The organism is Streptomyces sp. JHA26, assembly GCF_002005565.1.
Lineage (GTDB): Bacteria > Actinomycetota > Actinomycetes > Streptomycetales > Streptomycetaceae > Streptomyces.
On record NZ_BDJC01000010.1, the window covers coordinates 57,939 to 73,699 of the forward strand.

Below are 15,761 nucleotides of genomic sequence, written 5' to 3' on the forward strand. Positions count from 1 at the left end.
CCCTGGTCCGGCTTCCGTCGGGCCCCAGACCTCAAGGATCTTCCATGTATGACGTAGTGATCGCCGGCGGAGGCCCCGTCGGCCTGTTCCTCGCGAGCGAACTCGCCCTGGCCGACTGCTCAGTTGTGGTCCTGGAGCGCGAGATCGACCCGCGCCCACCGCTCGGAGCACTCCCACTGGGGCTGCGCGGCCTGAACGCGGGCTCGGCCGAGACCTTCCACCGCCGGGGCCTGCTGGAGCCGCTGCTGAAGGCATCCGGCCTCGACGCCGCCACCATAGGTGCCGACCCCGAGGCCGACCGGGCACCCGCCCCACGGAGCGTGGCCCACTTCGCCGGCATCACCCTGGATCCCGGCGACATCGACCCGGCCGCGCTGGCCCACCGTCTGCCCGGCCCCGCGATGGACGGTTTCATGACGAGCCTGGAGGCGATCGGCGAGGTCCTGGCCGAGCACGCGGCGACGCTCGGCGTGTCGATCGTGCGCGGTGCCGGCGTCACGGCCGTGGCCCAGGACGACCGGATGGTGACGGTGACGGCCGGCGGCCGGGACTACGCGGCCCGGTGGCTCGTGGGATGCGACGGCGGACGCAGCACGGTCCGCAGGCTCGCGGACTTCGAATTCACCGGCACCGCCCCGCTGTTCACCGGCTACGTCGCGCAGGTCACCTTCGCCGACCCGCACGCACTGCCCCTGGGCTTCCATCTGACGCCGACCGGCATGTACCTGCGCACGCCTCTCGAAGGCCACCTGGGCATGATGGACTTCGACGGCGGCGCCTTCGACCGCTCCCAGCCGCTGACCCGCGAGCACCTGCAGAGCGTGCTGCGCCGCGTGTCCGGCACCGAGGTGACCCTCAAGGAGGTTCACCTCGCCTCCAGCTTCACCGACCGCGCGATGCAGGCGACCACGTACCGCCGGGGCCGCATCCTGCTCGCGGGCGACGCCGCCCACATCCACTCGCCGCTCGGCGGCCAGGGGCTCAACCTCGGCATCGGGGACGCCATGAACCTCGGGTGGAAACTGGCGGCCACCGTGCGCGGCGACGCGCCCGACGGCCTGCTCGACACCTACACCGCCGAACGCCACCCGATCGGCGCCGCGATCCTCGACTGGTCGCGCGCCCAGGTCGCGACCATGAACCCCGGCCCCCACGCTCCCGCACTGCGGCAACTGGTGCGCGACCTGATGGACACCCCCGACGGCACCACCCACGTCCACCGCCGAACCAGCGGACTGTTCCATCACTACGACCTGGGCGGCGAGCAGCCGCTCGTGGGCCGCACCGCCCCCGACTTCCGCCTCACCGACGGCACCGGCCTGGGCGACCTTCTTCACGAAGGACACGGCGTGCTGCTCGACTTCACCCCCCGACGGGGCCTGAGCGAACAGGCCGAGCCGTGGCAGGAGCGCGTGCGCTACGTCAGCGGCCGTCCCAGGAACGACCTGGGCTTCGAGGCCCTCCTCGTCCGCCCCGACGGCATCGTCGCCTGGGCGGACGGCCCTGCCGCACCTGCCGGGGAAGCCCTTCACAGCACCCTGGCCCGCTGGTTCGCCCGCACCTGAACCGTCATTCCGTCGCCGCCGGGGGGGCCTGTGCGGGGGCCCCGCCGGACGGCCACCCCGCCGGCGGGCTGATCCACATCGTCGACACCGTACGGAGACACGCAGGTCCCATCGGAGGCCGGTGACGGGCATGTCCACCGCGGCCGAGTACAGCAGCGGTGGCAGCGCCATCGCCTTCATCGTCACGACAGGCTTCGGTCTAGAGGTCGATGACGACCTTGCCCTTGACGTGCCGGCCGGCCTGGAGCTCGACCGCGGTGCGGATCTGCTCGATCGGGAAGTTCGCTGCGACGGGCACCCGGAGTCGGCCCGCCGCGACCAGGCCGGCGAGGCTCTCCAGGGTGCCGGGGGCGGCGTTGGCGCCGTTGGCCGGCGTGATCCCGTCGAGGGCCTGGCTGGCGATGGTGGTGATCCGCGCGTCAGGGACGCCGAGCTCCCTCGCGGCGTGCGCGGTCTCCGTGCCGTGCAGGTCGAGGGCGGCCGTGACACCGCTGGGAACCAGGGCGCGGACCCGGTCGGCCAGGCCGTCGCCGTAGGTCACCGGCTCGGCTCCCAGCTCGCGCAGGAACTCGGCCGATGCCGCGGATCCCGTCCCGATCACGCGGGCGCCGGCGATCCGGGCCAACTGGACGGCGAACACCCCGACCCCGCCTGCCGCGCCGCCGATCAGCACGGTGTCGTCCGGGCCGACGCCGACCACGTCGAGGGCCGCGGATGCCGTGCGGCCGGCGATCGTGAGGGTGGCGGCAGTACGGTCGTCGACGCCGTCGGGCGTGAGGTACGCCTCGTTCGCCGCGATCTCCCCGGCCGCCTCGACCACCACGAAGTCGGCGACCGCCCGGGACAGGGCGCCGCCGAACACCCGGTCGCCGTGCGCGATTCCGCTCACCCCGTCACCGACCTGGTCGACCACGCCCGCGTAGTCGGTCCCGAACCCGGCCGGGAGGCTCAGGCCGAACCGGGCGGCGGTGTCCGCGTCAGTGATCATGAACCAGTCCATGGGGTTCAGGCCGGCTGCGGTGACCCGCACACGGACCTGTCCCGGGCCGGCCTGCGGAACGGGAACGTCACCGATGTCCAGGACCTCGGGGCCGCCGAAAGCCTCCAGCCGCACCGCCCTGCTGCCGCCCGTCGCCGATTGATCGCGCTGTTCCTGCATGGCGCCCGTCTCCTTCGGGGTCGAGGGAACACGCCTAAACGGACTATGCTCCGTTTACATGAACGACCGTAGCACAAGCGGAGCGCGCTCCGTTTCTCCCGAGGTGGAGACGCGCACGCCACGGGCGGACGCAGCCCGCAACCGCGACCAGTTGCTCGCGGTGGCGACCCGCATGTTCGCGTCGGCCGACGCCGAGCCGTCGATGCGCGCCATAGCCCGCGAAGCGGGCGTCGGCATCGGCACGCTCTACCGGCACTTCCCCACCCGCGAGTCACTCGTCGACGCGGTCTACCAGGACCACGTCGAACGGCTGACGACCGGCGCCCGGCAGCTGCTCGGCCAGCTGCCCCCGGCCGCGGCGATGCGGCGATGGATGGACATGTTCGGCGACTGGATCGCGACCAAGAACGGCATGCTCGACACGCTGGTCACGATGATCGAGACGGGCGAGATCGCCCATGCACAAACCCGGGCCGAGCTCCTGACGGCCATCACCGCCATGCTCGACGCCGGCCACGCAACAGGCGAGATCCGCTCCGACATCACCGCCGAGGACATCGCCGCCGCCCTCATCGGCATCTTCACCGTCGCCCCCCGGCCCGAGCGCGAAGCTCAGGCCGGTCGCCTGCTGGACCTCATGATGGACGGCCTCCGCCACGCCGCCCCGCCCGCCTAGGCGCGTAGCCGGTCGGCCGGCCTGTCCTCATTCGCTGACGCGGTGGGCGTCGTCGCCGGCACGGTGGCCGGCGGGCCTGGTGCGGCAGCAGTCGGTGCTGCGCGTATCGGTACCGCCGGCGCCGCGTGTATGGGCGCCGCCGTCACCGGCGCGCTATGGGGTGCAGGGGGCGGCGCTGCTGGCGCCACGACTGCCGACGGCACGCAAGCGGAACGGCGGAATGGCATGTGGGGCGGTGTGATCGGTGGCGCGATCGGGAGCTTCTTCTGAGGAGAAAGGCAGGGGACGGACGGGCGCTCCGGCTCTACAGGCTGAGCGTGATCGCGGCGGCGATGCCGCCCAGACCAAGGGCGAAGGCCGCTTCCTTCCAGCCGCCCCTGCCCCAGCGGAAGGGGCGGTCGGCGGCCAGCCGGCCCGGCCCGATGGCGGCGACGGCCAGCGCGACGACGACGATGCACACGCTGTACTCCACACCGCCGTTCGCCTCCCACAGACCATGAGCGCCGGTGACCGTGGCCATCGCATTGATCATGACACCGATCAGAGCGGCGGACGCCAGCGGCGTCAGCAGACCCAGGGCCAGACCGAGGCCGCCGAGCGACTCGGACGCGCCTCCGACCGCGGCGAAGAGCTTTCCCGGGTGGTAGCCCAGAGCCGCGAACCCCTTGCCGGTCTCCGTCAGACCCGGACCCTCGAAGAACCCGAAGAGTTTCTGCGCCCCGTGTCCGGCCATCAGCAGCCCGAAGGTCAGCCGGATGAGCAGCAGTCCGATGTCGGCGGCGGCTATCGGCGGCGCACCGACGGGGGCGGACCGGGCCGCCGGTTCGGTGGACGGGGCAGGAGAATTCAGGATGAGTTTGGTCAACATGGCGATGCTCCGGTCGGAACGCCAGAACGGGTGTCTTCCCCCAGCTCGATGGGACGTCGAGCACCGGTGACGTGTGTGTCCCGCAGCAGATCGCGGACGATGGCCTGCTCCTCGTGCCGCGGGCAGGGGCATACACCGGGCCGGTGGTCCGCGGGGGCGGGCGGCCGGCGCCGCGTCAGTGATCCTGGGGCATCTGATCATCGCGATCGGTGTTGTTCGGGCCCAGCCGTACGCAGCACTCGTCGGGCTCCGGGGCCAGGACGGCCTGGATGCCGTTGACCTCGAGGCCGTCGAGAAAGCCGCCGAGGAACGCCTGGTTCATGCCGCACACCAGGTCGGGGGCCTTCGCGGCCAGCGGATGGAACGGGCAGTTGCGCAGCCGCAGCCGGGTGGGGCCTTCCCGGACGGGCTCGTAGCCGCACCGGTCCAGCAGGTGCTCGCAGGCGGTCAGCCCGCGCTCGGGACCCAGGCGCCCGGGCCGGGTCTCCTCCCGTGCCTCCTCGCCCATCTGCCGGCCGCGCCGCTCGGCGCTCCGCATGGCCGCCTGCGCGGCGTTCTCGCCGGCCTCCTCGGTCAGGACCGCGTCCAGGAGAAGGTCCGCGAGCAGTTCGTGACGCCGGTCGGGGATGCTGACGGTGATCTGGGCATCGGTGGGCTCATACACCTTCGGGCGCCTGCCGACCTTGCGGATCCCGCCGGGCGTCTCGACCCGGGTGCGCAGCAGGCCGGCGTCGACGAGCTTGTCCAGGTGGAAGGCGGCGAGTTTGCGGGATATGCCGACGCTCGCCGCGGCCTCGTCACGGGTGACGGCGTGGCCGGCACGGCGGATGAAGGCGAACATGCGCCGCCGCGAGTCCTCACTCAGGACGCTGACGGAGTCGATGGCGCTGCCGGCCGCGTCGGTCTGTGCTGTCTGATCGGAAGCCACAAGACCACAGTAACTCCCACCAGCGTAGGCACAAGTGTTCCTTCCGGCTTGGTGTCCTGTATGTCTTGACGACCTACCTGAATAAGACCAAGAATTATTGGTGAAACAGGAAGGGGGCTATCACGATGACCGACGAGTCCCGGCTGCAGGCGAAACGCCCGGTCAGTGCCTCGCTGGCCGGCCCGTACGGCCACCCGTTCCACCCGATCCTGGTCACGGTGCCGATCGGCGCCTGGGTGACCAGCCTGGTGTTCGACATCGCCTCCCACGTGGTCGACCGGCCGGGTTTCCTGACCCAGGGATCGCAGTGGCTGATTGCGGTGGGGGTGATCGGTGCCCTGCTGGCGGCCATGGTCGGGTTCCTCGACCTGTTCGCGATCCCGACCGGCACCCCGGCCTTCCGCACCGCCCTGGTCCACATGACGCTGAACCTGCTGGTGACCGTCGCCTACGCCGTCAACTTCCTGTGGCGCCAAGGCGCCTACACCGACGGCGGGAGCGTCGGCTGGGACAGGCTCGTCCTGTCCGCGGTCAGCATCGCCGTGCTGGGCGTGTCGGGGTTTCTCGGCGGCAAGCTGGCCTACCGCTACGGAGTCCGCGTCGCCGACGAGAACACCCAGGCCGAGGGATACACACCCGGCACCGGCGCGCGAAACGCCCGCCCCACCGCCTGAAACCGCACGATCCGCACCACGGCCGGCTGCTCCGGCCGCTCCATCACATCGCTGGGGAGTTCATGATGGACATCGCCGCACTGATCACCTGGGTGATCACCGCCCTCGGCGGCTTCTACCTGCTCGGCACCTGGATCCAACGCGGCGGAATCCGCCAACAGCAAACCGGCGCCAGCCACCTTCCCGCCCCCGTGGTCTTCGGCCACTTCGCCCTGGCCGCGATCGGACTGGTGGTGTGGATCATCTATGTGGTGACCGACAAGAGCGCCCTGGCCTGGGCCTCCTTCGGCCTGCTGCTGCCGGTCGCCCTGCTGGGATTCGTGATGCTGGCCCGCTGGATCCCCGTCCACCGCGACCGCACCGCCGTCGGAGCACCGGCCGCCGCGGCGCCGGGAGCCGGCGGGACCGTTCCCGCCGAACGTCACTTCCCGATCGCGGTCGTCCTGGCCCACGGCTTGTTCGCCGTGGCCACCCTGATCCTGGTCCTGCTCACCGCCCTCGGCATCGGAGGAAGCTGACATGACCGAACACCCCCACCGCACCGCGGCCCGAATACACCCGCACGGCGAGGAGGACACGGCACCGGCGCGGCCCGCCCTGCGGGTCGTGCACGAGCTCGACGGCATCGACCTGGCCGCCGCGGAGACCGCGGCCGGCCAGTTCCTCAACGCCCTCGGCATCTCCACCGCCTCCGAGAGCCTGCGCGCGACACCGGGCCGCATGGCCCGCGCGTACGCCGAACTGCTCAGCCCGCGACCCTTCGACCTGACCACCTTCCCCAACGACGAGGGCTACGACGAACTCGTCCTGGCCCGCCGCATCCCTGTCCGCTCGGTGTGCGAGCACCACCTGCTGCCGTTCGTCGGCACCGCCCACGTCGGCTACCTGCCCGGCGCCCGCATCCTGGGCCTGTCCAAGCTCGCCCGCGTCGTAGAGCACTTCTCCTGCCGCCCCCAGGTCCAGGAACGCCTGACCAAACAGGTCGCCGACTGGCTGCAAATTCACCTCGAACCCAAAGGCGTCGGCGTGGTCATCGAGGCCGAGCACGCCTGCATGACCCTACGCGGCGTCCAGGCCACCGGCTCCACCACCATGACCTCCACCCTGCTCGGCCTGCTGCGCTCCGACGCCCGCTCCCGCAGCGAATTCCTCGCCCTGACCGGCGCCTCCTCATAACCGACCGCGCCGCGATCGCCGGGCAGACGCGCCGCTGACGCCTCCGCTTCCGGGAGGCCAGGGACGCTCACCGCGCTCTGGCTCGGCGGGTACGTCCTGCTGCTGGCCAAGGCACGCGCCTTCTTCGAGAGGCCGGCCGTGCGCCGGGCCATGGACCGCGTCACCGGGGTCGTACTGATCGGGTTCGGGCTGAAGGTCGCCACGACTCGGCCGTGACTGTCCGCGGAACCAGTGGCAGTTCCGCCCCGGAACCCCTCCCCTACAAGGAACCACGCGATGATGAACGACGACGACCCGGTGCTCGACGACCCGGTGGGTCAGTCGCTCGGCGGCCGGCACGCCCCTCTCGCCCGGCGGCTCGGCCGGGCCGCCACCTACCTCACCGGCGTGACGACCTTCTCCTGCGTGCCCGCTGATGCGGGCAGGCAGGACTGGGACGACCTCGCCGCGCTGCTCGGTCCGGACGCGTTCGCCGACATGTTCAGCTGTCCGGCTGTCCCACCGCCGACCTGGGAGCCCGTGTTCCGTCTCGAGGGCCGGCAGATGATCCGGTCCGGCGGCGACCGGACCGTTCCTCCTCGGACCGCCTCCGGCACCGCCGTGGTCGAACTGGGCGCGGACGACGTGCCCGAGATGCTCGACCTCGTCGCACGGACCGAGCCGGGCCCCTTCTGGCCACGCACCCACGAACTCGGTACCTACCTGGGCGTCCGTATGGAGGGCACCCTGGTGGCGATGGCGGGAGAGCGGTTGCGGCCCCCGGGGTGGGCCGAGATCAGTGCCGTCTGCACCGCTCCCGAAGCACGTGGGCGAGGCCACGCCGCCCTCCTGGTCACTGCCCTCGCCGCCCGCATCGAGGCACGCGGCGAGCGCCCCTTCCTGCACGTGGCCGAGACGAACACCGGCGCGATCGCGTTGTACGAACGGCTCGGTTTCAGCACCCGCAAGCAGGTGACCTTCCGGGGCTTCCGTACGCCCTGACGGCCTGCCCAGAGCCGGTTTCCCGGCTCGCCGTCCCACCTGCGGTCGCCCGGAGCGTCGAACGAGCGTCACAGTCGACGGGCCGTCCCTCCCGCCCGTGGCGGAGCAAGCCGCGAGGTGGGGCCCGGGAGGGACGGCGTCACGAGCGCGCGACAGCCCTGCCGGGGCGGCTCGCGGACTGCGTTTCCGTGTCCCTCCCGGCACCCACGGGCTTGACGGCGCGGGCGATCACCGTGGTCTCCACGCTGCTGATGCCCAGTGGCCCGAGAACGTCCACGGTGAACTCGTACAGGGCCTGGTGATCGCGGCAGTACAGAGCGGCGACGAGGTTGCACGCACCCGTGGTCGCGGCAACCGCGTGGGTGAGCGGATGGGCGGCCAGGGCCTCACCCGCCTCCCGCAACCGCCCGGGCGGCACCTGCATCCACAGATTGGCGTCGACCGCCAGGCCCAGCAGGCCGGGGCGGACCCGAACCAGGGTGCGCAGATGTCCCGCGGCCGCCAGCCTGCGCAGCCGACGCCGGACGGTCGTCTCCGGGACCTGCGCCAGGTGCCCCAGCTCGGCGAAGCTCAGCCGGGCGTTCTTGTCCAGGACGGTAAGCAGACGGCGGTCCACGTCGTCGTGTGCGGAGACCACCGGCTCAGCGGGCTCGGCCCGCTGCGGTGCGGCCAGTGCGGCCGTCTCCTCGGGGGTGAGGACGTCGGCGCGCCAGTGCTGTGCGTCGGCGAAGAGACGCAGGACGGTGTGGGCCGACACGGACGTGATCGCCGCCGTGGCAGGGACCTGACGGTACAGAAGGTGGTCGCGGTCGGCGTCGTCGCCGAGGAGCAGCACGCTCAGTTCCTCACCGCCGGTGAGGAGGTCCACCGAGAGGACGTCCGGTCGCAGCGCGAACGCCTCGGCGACCGTCTCCGCCTTGCCGCGTGTCACCCTCACCCGCAGCGCTGTGGCCCCCACGACCTCTTGGGCGGGGGGCAGGCGTACGACGGAGACGGCTCCCGCGTCCTGCATGCGCGCGAGCCTGCGGGACACCGTGCGCGCGGAGACCCCCAGCACCCTGGCCACGCGAGCGGCCTCCGCCCGGCCGTCCACCTGCAGAGCGCCGACGATACGCCGGTCCAGGCGGTCGAAGGTGATGACGCTATCCGCCACTGTCGCGAACTCCCTGACCGATCCCCGCCACTTCCCTCGTTCCGGGAAGGCCCCCAGCACCGCTCACGGTACCTGTGTACAGGCGATCGCGGCGCAGACGGCTGCCGACCGCAGACGACGAGGAGGAGTGCGTACGGTGACGGAGAGCTACGGGGAGCTGCTGCCGCAGCTGGTCGAGGTCGTGCGGGAGGTCGGCGTGCTCGCCGCGTCCGCGCACCGCACCCAGCCGAGCGGCAGCACGAACACCGGCGAGATGATGACGGCGTTCGCGGCCGTGGACGGGCCCACGAGCAGGCTGCTGCGCGAGCGGACGTACGAGTTGCGCCCGGGTGCGCGCTGGTCGAGGGACGAGGTCGGCACCGGTGTGGGCGACACCGGGGAGTGGTGGGTGTGCGACGCCGTCGACGGGGCCGTGCACTTCCTGCAGGGGCTTCCCTACTGGGGCGTGACGTCGACGCTCGTCAGTGACGGAAAGCCGGTGGTGGCCGTGGTCTGGGCACCACAGCTGGACCTGCTGTACACCGCGGTGAGGGGTGGCGGCGCCCACCTCAACGGCATGCCGATCGCCCCCTCCCGCAAGGATCTCGCGTCCGCGCTGGCCACCACGAGTCAGCCGCCGTGGAACATCGAACCCGAACGGGCCGGGCGCTCCCTGACGGCGATGCTGCGCCGCACCCTCGCGGTCCGCAATCTCGGCCCGACGTCGCTGCAGGTCGCCCAGGTCGGCTCGGGGCACGTCGACGTCTTCTGGGAGTTCGGACAGGACGCCTCCAACCTGCTCCCCGGCGCCCTCGTCGCGGCCGAGGCAGGCGCCCTCGTCACCGACGCGGCGGGGGGCGACTGGACTCCGGCGGCGACGAGCTTCGTGGCCGCGGCTCCGAGTCTGCACGGCCAGGTTCTCGACGTACTCGGCCGAAGTGCCGTCGTCGCCCGGTGACGGCGGGCGACCGGCGCCGTCCACCTCGCCGCGCACGCCATGAGGCAGTCCAGCCCGATCACACCACCACTTCGGCCCGGCCGCCCCTGGCAGGGCCTCCGCACAACGGGGAGTTGCTCATGCGACACATCAACCGGCACATCCTGCGCATCGCCATCACCGCGGGCGTCCTCACGGTCGGGCTGGTGACCACAGCCTGTGAGCCGGGGGACTCGGCGGCATCGTCGTCCACGTCCGCCGGTACGCCGCGCGGTGCCTCGGGGGACGGCGGGACCCGCACCCTGACGGGCGTCTTGAAGTACCTGGCACCTGGAAGGCTCACTGTCACGCCGCCCGGCGGAGACGAGACGGCGTTCTGGCTCGCCCAGGACACGATGATCCTCGGCGGCGGGCAGATCTGCGGCGAGGACAGCCAGAGCACGTACGACTGCACCGAGGAGGAGGCGGAAGCCGCCGCCAAGCGGGGCGACGTCACCGTCGACGTGACCATGAAGGGCGGGTACGCCTCTCGTGTGGCCGAGCACAAGGCCGGCGAGGGGGGCGGAACGGATTCCTCGTCCGGCGGACCGACCACGGGAAGCTCCTCCTCGGGCGGGTCGGCCTCCGGCGGTGCCTCCTCGGGCGGCACCGGTTCCGGCGGCGCGTCCTCCGGAGGATCCGGTGGCGACGGGTCCCCCACCCCCTCGCACACCGGTCCGGCCGGCCCGACCGTTGTCGAACTCAGCGGTTCCCTCAGCTACGTGGCACCTGGGAAGTTCCTCGTGACGTCCGGCGGAGAGAGCACCGCGTTCATGGTGGCCCAGGACACGATGATCCTCGGTGGCGGCGGCATCTGCGGCGAGGACTCCCAGACCACCTACGACTGCACCGAGGAACAGCTCGAAGCCGCCGCCAAGCGCGCAGACGTGAACGTCCAGGTCACTCTGACGCAGGGCATCGCGGACAAGGTCGCGGAGGTGAAGTCCTCGTAAGAGGGCAGGCGGACCGGTCGTGGCGTGTCGGCTGCTGCGGCTCGCCCCGGAGCGGCAGCGCCGAAGGAGCTCAGTGCACCGGTGCAGGCCTCCTCGCACCGTGCGCACGTCGGGTCAGGCGTCCGTGCCGAAGACTCGGAGCCGGTAGACCGTTCCGTTCTCGCCGTCGTTGTAGGCCAGCAGGAAGAACGCTGAGGAGCCTTGTCGGTGCAGGGGGCTGCCGACCGGTTTCCGGTTCTGCCGGTAGCTCTTGTCCAGGGCGGGGAGCATGTCGTCCAGCCAGGCCGCGGCCTGGGACGGCTGCGACCTCGGGTGGTCCAGTTCCGCGCAGTCTTCCAGGAACTTCTCGTGGTCCGCCGCCTTCTCGCCCGCGGAGCAGACGAGTGACTCCAGGTCTCCGGACCGATCCCAGCTGATGAGGAGGGACAGTTTCTTTCCGTCTGCGCCCGTGCTGCCCGAGGAGTACCAGCCGGAGGCCTCCGTGCCCTGCTTGCCGAGGTCGTCCTTCTTCTTGTCGCTCATTTCGATGTGCCACTGTTCGGCCAGCTTGTGGAGGTAGACCGCTCCCGTGTAGCCCTTGGCGAACGGGACGCCGCGGACCGTGTCGGGGAACTTGTCGGCGGTCGCGGGCTCGGTCGGCCAGTCCGCCACGCCCGATGGCGAGGCGGTCGGCGAGGGAGACGGCGGACTGCTTTCTCCCCCTTGGCCGTCGGGCGACGCGGCTGCGTCCGTCCTGGTCGTCCCCGTGGCGTCGGTGGAGCCCGTCGGCTCACCCTGGCCAAGGGTGTCCGAACAGCCGGTCACGACCAGTGCGAGGGCGATGCCGACGGCGGTCCGGCGGATCGGGAGGAAGGCGTTCATGGGGGAGGTACTCCGCAACGAGAGGGTCAGCGAGGGGCGAAGAAAAGGGAGGTGCGCGGTGGTACGCCCCGCACCGGGGGCGTACCACCGCGCTCAAGGACAGGGGGTCACGACTCGTCGAAGCAGGGTCCGGCGACCGCTGAGGACGACGGCTGGAAGACGACCGCGTCGTAGGCCACGTCCAGGTCGCCGGTGCCACCGGGTTCACTGGTGTTGTCGGCCTGCATGAAGGCGCCTTGCCAGAGCCTCAGGGTTCCCATCTGGTACCAGGCGTCGCCGTTGGCGGTGATCTTGGCCTGGCTCAGTCGGCACATGTGTGTCTGCTGGGCGCCTTCGGTGTTGGCGCCGACGTTCACGTAGTAGCGCGTGATGGCCTGGGCGCCGTGGTTGGGCAAGTGCACCCAGATGTTGTAGAGCATGCCGTTGGTGCCGTAGTCGGGCATGCGCGACGGGTCGGGTGTCCAGCGGGCTGTCACCTTGTGCCACAAGTCCGCGGCGGCTCCCTCACCGGCGGGGTAGTTGTGCGTGAACCACGTATGGCCGTCGTAGCCCGCGCCCAGCTGGTGCAGATCGATCGGGGCGATGTCGCCGGTGGCCCGGTAGCTGCCGTCCGGGCGCCGGTAGGTGAAGTTGTCCCCCAGCTGGAGGTTGAACTTGCCGCCCAGCTCGGCGCTCTCTGTACAGCCCTGGGTGTTGTCGTCCGGGTCCGGCAGGTCGTCGATCAGGAGACCGGATGGTGCGCCTCCGCAGGGGCCGGCGTCGTATTGCCGGTCGAGCGCGGGTTCTCCGCTGCCGAGGGAGTAGGCGAGCAGTTCGGTCGTGCCGTTGGTGGAGGCACTGCCGGCGCCCCAGTCGACCGACCCGTGGAACCAGCACGTCGAGTTCTCGGCCGGGCAGGGGTCACTGCCTGCGGCCGCGTCCGGGTCGCAGTTGTTGGAGCTGTTGCAGTAGGAGCGGTAGTCCTGGTTCAGGTTGAGCCGGCCGGCCGGGACGGTCCCGCCCGTGGAGTACTGCGGCGGCGCGTACGAGGGTTCGCCGTTGTAGGTCAGCTGGGGCGTCTCTATCCACCCCATGATCTTCTCTTCGTAGGGCCACTGGGCGGGGTGCGCGGCGTCGTCGTAGGAGTCGCGCAGGAAGGGAGAGCGGTCGGCCGGGTAGTTGGGGTTGGCCGGGTTGTTGTACCAGCCCAGGCCGGTGTGTCCGCCGTTCTGTGAGGCGTCGGTGTAGACACCGCTGTTGTAGCCCCACAGCGCCATGAACCAGTTCTCGATGTACGCGGAGTCTCCGGTGTTGACGTTCATCCCGAGGCCCTTGAGCTGGTTCCAGATACCGCTCAGGATCCGGAGGCCGGCCGAGATGTTGGCCGCGTAGTCGGTGGCGATGGCGTAAGCCTCGGTCGGGTTGTACGGGTCGGGCTTGGCCTCGTTCATGCCGGTGGTGACCTGCGCGATGCCGTAACCGCAGTCGGCGGCGCCGCCGTTGGGGTAGTAGTGGATGCTGTCGGTGTTGCCGTAGTAGTCACCGAGGAGCGGGTTCCCGCCATCGCCGGGGACCGAGTGCCAGCTCGCCTGCTTGAAGTTGGATTCCTGGGCGAGGATCCCCAGCATCACCTGCGCGGGTACGGTTCCGCCGCCGGTCAGGGGAAGCCTGGGGAAGAGCCCCTGCGGGCTGTAGGCCACGCTTCCCGTGCCGAGGTAGTTGGCGGGGCGGGTCGTGGTGAGGTCGCCGTGCACGGCCTGGTCGACCGCCCACTCGACCATGTTCGGGCTCGGCTGCAACGCCTGCGCGTGCACATCGCCGCGTTTGACGAGACAGTTGCTGTAGTGGGACTGGGGGTTGGGGTCGCTCGGGGTCAGACCGGTTCCGGCCAGCACCTCCTTCTCGGTCCGGCCGTCGTCGGCGACGGGTTCCGTGTCGTCGGTCGCAGCGGTCGTGGCGAGGGCGGAGGCCGTGACGACCTCGGTGGTCGAGGGCGTGTCGGTGGCGGTGGCGAGGACCCGCACGTCGATCCGTCCCGCGCCCTGGCCATCGGTCGAGCCGACCTTCGCGGTGACTCCCCTGACCTCTCGTGACACCGCGGAGGTGGTGAGCAGGTGTCCCCGGCGCGAGGCGGCCAGCGGTTTGCCGGGGGCCTCGGTCTTGGCGAGACCGGGAGCCTTGGAGACATCGATGTCGGACACGTCGCCGGCGACGAGGTCGCCGCCCTCGCGGGTGTAGAGGCCGAGCTTGCCCAACGGGGCCGTGCCCAGCTCGGTGAGACGCTTGCCGTTCCAGCGGTGCAGTACGTCCTTGCCGTTGGTCACGACACCGATGTCGATGGCGCTGTCGGCCGCCGCCGTGAGGGCGAACGGACGTCCGGGAAGCTTCGCCAGGACAGCCGTCCGCCCGTCGTCCAGCACCTTGACGAGATGTCCGCCGAGCACTCCCACGTCACCGTCCGGCGTCGGCACCGGATTGGTCAGCTGACCGGTGACCAGGCGGGTTTTCACCGTCTTGCCGGTCCTGGCGTCGACGTCGTAGAGCTTGGTCGTCCCCCTCGCCGAGTCACCGATGTCGCTGCGGGTGAAGGTGACGGTGTCGCCCTGTCCGCAGCCCGGCGAGAAATAGGCGAGCTGAACGCCGGTGATCGACTGGGTGACTTTCCCCGTCTCGATGTCGACGACGGCGGCGAACGCCCCGTGCTGGGTCAGCGCGGGTGTGTTCGTCGCCGTAGAGGGGGCGTAGACGGCGGCCGCGTAACGGCCTGAGCCGGTGGTGCACACGTAGCCGGTCCACAGTCCGATGCCGTCGAGTCCGGCCTGCGTCAGATTGGCCAGCTCGCGGTAGCGGAAGGAGTCGGACTCGTCGGCCACGAGGATGTGGAAGCCCGCGGTGTCACCGGTGCCGACGACCGAGCGGTCCTCGGAGGTGCGCCAGTTCTTGCCCAGGGCCTTGTCCGGCGAGGCGAACGGACGGCCGTCGGCCGAGGACGGCGAGGAGGAGGCGGAGTCCGGGGCCGCGGGCTCCGCGGAGGCGGCTCCCGCAGTGGGCAGCAGGCCCGCCAGGGTCACCGCACAGGACACGGCGGCCATCCGAGCGGTCCATGCCGACGCGCGCCGGCGGAGGTGCGGGGGGACGTTCCCACGTGTCAGTGCCATTCCGTGCACACCCCCGTAGATCCGTCCTGCCATGACTCCGGCGAGGGGTCGAATCCCTCTTCCAACTCGGTGGTGCAGCCCTTCGCCAGCAGATTTCCCCCCACCATGGGCGTGGGCTCGGCCACGTCGTCCGGGTCCACATATCCGGTGGAATACCACTGTTCGCTACCGCCGAGCTGCGGCAGGTAGAAGATGTTCAGGGTTTGCGGCCACAGCGACTCGTTCGGGCTGAGTGTCAGGTAGGCCCAGGACGCGACACACTGCGGCGAGTAGTAGAAGCGCAGCGACAGACCGGTCTCCGTTATCTCTTCCAAGAGCCGGGCGTCGTCGTCGCAGCCCATGGTGGCGGGATTGCGGCCGGTACAGGCCGACCCCTTGCAACTGTCGGCCGACGCAGGTCCGGCGCCCATGAGGACGCAGGACAGAACGAGAGCGAGGGCCAGTAGGCAGGATCTGATCGCGGAGGTGGAGAAAGGGCCGGATCTCAGTCTTTCCGGGCGCCTTTCTTTCCATTTATTCCAGGGCATCGGTGAATCCTCATGTCAGGTTGCACCGTCGTGCACGCAGCCAGGACTTAAACGGGCATGACGGTCGATACAATCAAGAGCTCACAAAGACGGTCGACCCTCGGCCGACGCGCACCACATTCGATACATGTAGCGGCCATCCAAGAGC

At 70.7% G+C, this 15,761-nt stretch carries 15 protein-coding genes and 1 pseudogene; 9 read left to right on the top strand and 7 right to left on the bottom strand.

Annotation, left to right across the window (positions count from 1 at the left end; all coding sequences use genetic code 11):
- Positions 1-44 precede the first annotated feature (44 nt).
- On the top strand, positions 45-1,565 hold the full coding sequence (locus JHAT_RS08740; RefSeq protein ID WP_077797487.1) for an FAD-dependent monooxygenase: 1,521 nt from the start codon (positions 45-47) through the stop codon (positions 1,563-1,565).
- Positions 1,566-1,764: 199 nt separating this feature from the next.
- On the opposite strand, the gene JHAT_RS08745 is transcribed toward JHAT_RS08740, so the two are convergent.
- Positions 1,765-2,724 (bottom strand): NADP-dependent oxidoreductase, encoded by a 960-nt coding sequence (locus JHAT_RS08745; protein ID WP_077797488.1) that lies wholly within the window; start codon positions 2,722-2,724, stop codon positions 1,765-1,767.
- A gap of 58 nt (positions 2,725-2,782) precedes the next feature.
- On the opposite strand from JHAT_RS08745, the gene JHAT_RS08750 reads away from it, so the two are divergent.
- Positions 2,783-3,400 (top strand): TetR/AcrR family transcriptional regulator, encoded by a 618-nt coding sequence (locus tag JHAT_RS08750; protein ID WP_077797489.1) that lies wholly within the window; start codon positions 2,783-2,785, stop codon positions 3,398-3,400.
- Between the two features lie 304 nt (positions 3,401-3,704).
- On the opposite strand, the gene JHAT_RS08755 is transcribed toward JHAT_RS08750, so the two are convergent.
- Together JHAT_RS08755 and JHAT_RS08760 are read right to left on the bottom strand one after the other, a co-directional pair.
- Positions 3,705-4,268 (bottom strand): DoxX family protein, encoded by a 564-nt coding sequence (locus tag JHAT_RS08755; protein ID WP_077797490.1) that lies wholly within the window; start codon positions 4,266-4,268, stop codon positions 3,705-3,707.
- 175 nt (positions 4,269-4,443) lie between these two features.
- Complete coding sequence (locus JHAT_RS08760; RefSeq protein ID WP_077797491.1) at positions 4,444-5,196, bottom strand: metalloregulator ArsR/SmtB family transcription factor; 753 nt, start codon at positions 5,194-5,196, stop codon at positions 4,444-4,446.
- Between the two features lie 125 nt (positions 5,197-5,321).
- Between JHAT_RS08760 and JHAT_RS08765 the strand changes: the two genes are divergently transcribed.
- From JHAT_RS08765 to JHAT_RS08785, 5 genes and pseudogenes are all read left to right on the top strand, one after another.
- Positions 5,322-5,870 (top strand): DUF2231 domain-containing protein, encoded by a 549-nt coding sequence (locus tag JHAT_RS08765; RefSeq protein WP_077797492.1) that lies wholly within the window; start codon positions 5,322-5,324, stop codon positions 5,868-5,870.
- 65 nt (positions 5,871-5,935) lie between these two features.
- Positions 5,936-6,388, top strand: a complete 453-nt coding sequence (locus JHAT_RS08770) for a hypothetical protein (RefSeq protein ID WP_077797493.1) — start codon at positions 5,936-5,938, stop codon at positions 6,386-6,388.
- A 1-nt stretch (position 6,389) separates the two neighbouring features.
- Positions 6,390-7,046: a GTP cyclohydrolase I FolE gene (gene folE, locus JHAT_RS08775; RefSeq protein ID WP_077797494.1), complete on the top strand. Its 657-nt coding sequence runs from the start codon at positions 6,390-6,392 to the stop codon at positions 7,044-7,046.
- Positions 7,047-7,112: 66 nt separating this feature from the next.
- Positions 7,113-7,262 (top strand): annotated as a pseudogene (locus tag JHAT_RS35215) (LysE family translocator); the annotation flags it as partial.
- A 63-nt stretch (positions 7,263-7,325) separates the two neighbouring features.
- On the top strand, positions 7,326-8,027 hold the full coding sequence (locus JHAT_RS08785; RefSeq protein ID WP_171990810.1) for a GNAT family N-acetyltransferase: 702 nt from the start codon (positions 7,326-7,328) through the stop codon (positions 8,025-8,027).
- Between the two features lie 139 nt (positions 8,028-8,166).
- On the opposite strand, the gene JHAT_RS08790 is transcribed toward JHAT_RS08785, so the two are convergent.
- Positions 8,167-9,180, bottom strand: coding sequence for an Lrp/AsnC family transcriptional regulator (locus tag JHAT_RS08790; RefSeq protein WP_077797496.1), 1,014 nt, complete (start codon positions 9,178-9,180; stop codon positions 8,167-8,169).
- A gap of 136 nt (positions 9,181-9,316) precedes the next feature.
- Here JHAT_RS08790 and JHAT_RS08795 point away from each other — a divergent pair, with 136 nt between their 5' ends.
- Together JHAT_RS08795 and JHAT_RS35725 are read left to right on the top strand one after the other, a co-directional pair.
- Entirely contained in the window at positions 9,317-10,117 is an 801-nt protein-coding gene (locus JHAT_RS08795; protein ID WP_253195447.1) for an inositol monophosphatase family protein, read from the top strand.
- Between the two features lie 119 nt (positions 10,118-10,236).
- Positions 10,237-11,088: a hypothetical protein gene (locus JHAT_RS35725; RefSeq protein WP_077797498.1), complete on the top strand. Its 852-nt coding sequence runs from the start codon at positions 10,237-10,239 to the stop codon at positions 11,086-11,088.
- A 114-nt stretch (positions 11,089-11,202) separates the two neighbouring features.
- Here JHAT_RS35725 and JHAT_RS08805 read toward each other — a convergent pair whose 3' ends face one another.
- From JHAT_RS08805 to JHAT_RS08815, 3 genes are all read right to left on the bottom strand, one after another.
- A complete protein-coding gene (locus tag JHAT_RS08805) occupies positions 11,203-11,949 on the bottom strand; it encodes a hypothetical protein (protein ID WP_077797499.1) in 747 nt (248 codons plus the stop codon).
- A gap of 107 nt (positions 11,950-12,056) precedes the next feature.
- Positions 12,057-15,020: a hypothetical protein gene (locus JHAT_RS08810; protein ID WP_077797500.1), complete on the bottom strand. Its 2,964-nt coding sequence runs from the start codon at positions 15,018-15,020 to the stop codon at positions 12,057-12,059.
- A 56-nt stretch (positions 15,021-15,076) separates the two neighbouring features.
- On the bottom strand, positions 15,077-15,496 hold the full coding sequence (locus tag JHAT_RS08815; RefSeq protein WP_171990808.1) for a DUF2690 domain-containing protein: 420 nt from the start codon (positions 15,494-15,496) through the stop codon (positions 15,077-15,079).
- Positions 15,497-15,761: the final 265 nt, after the last annotated feature.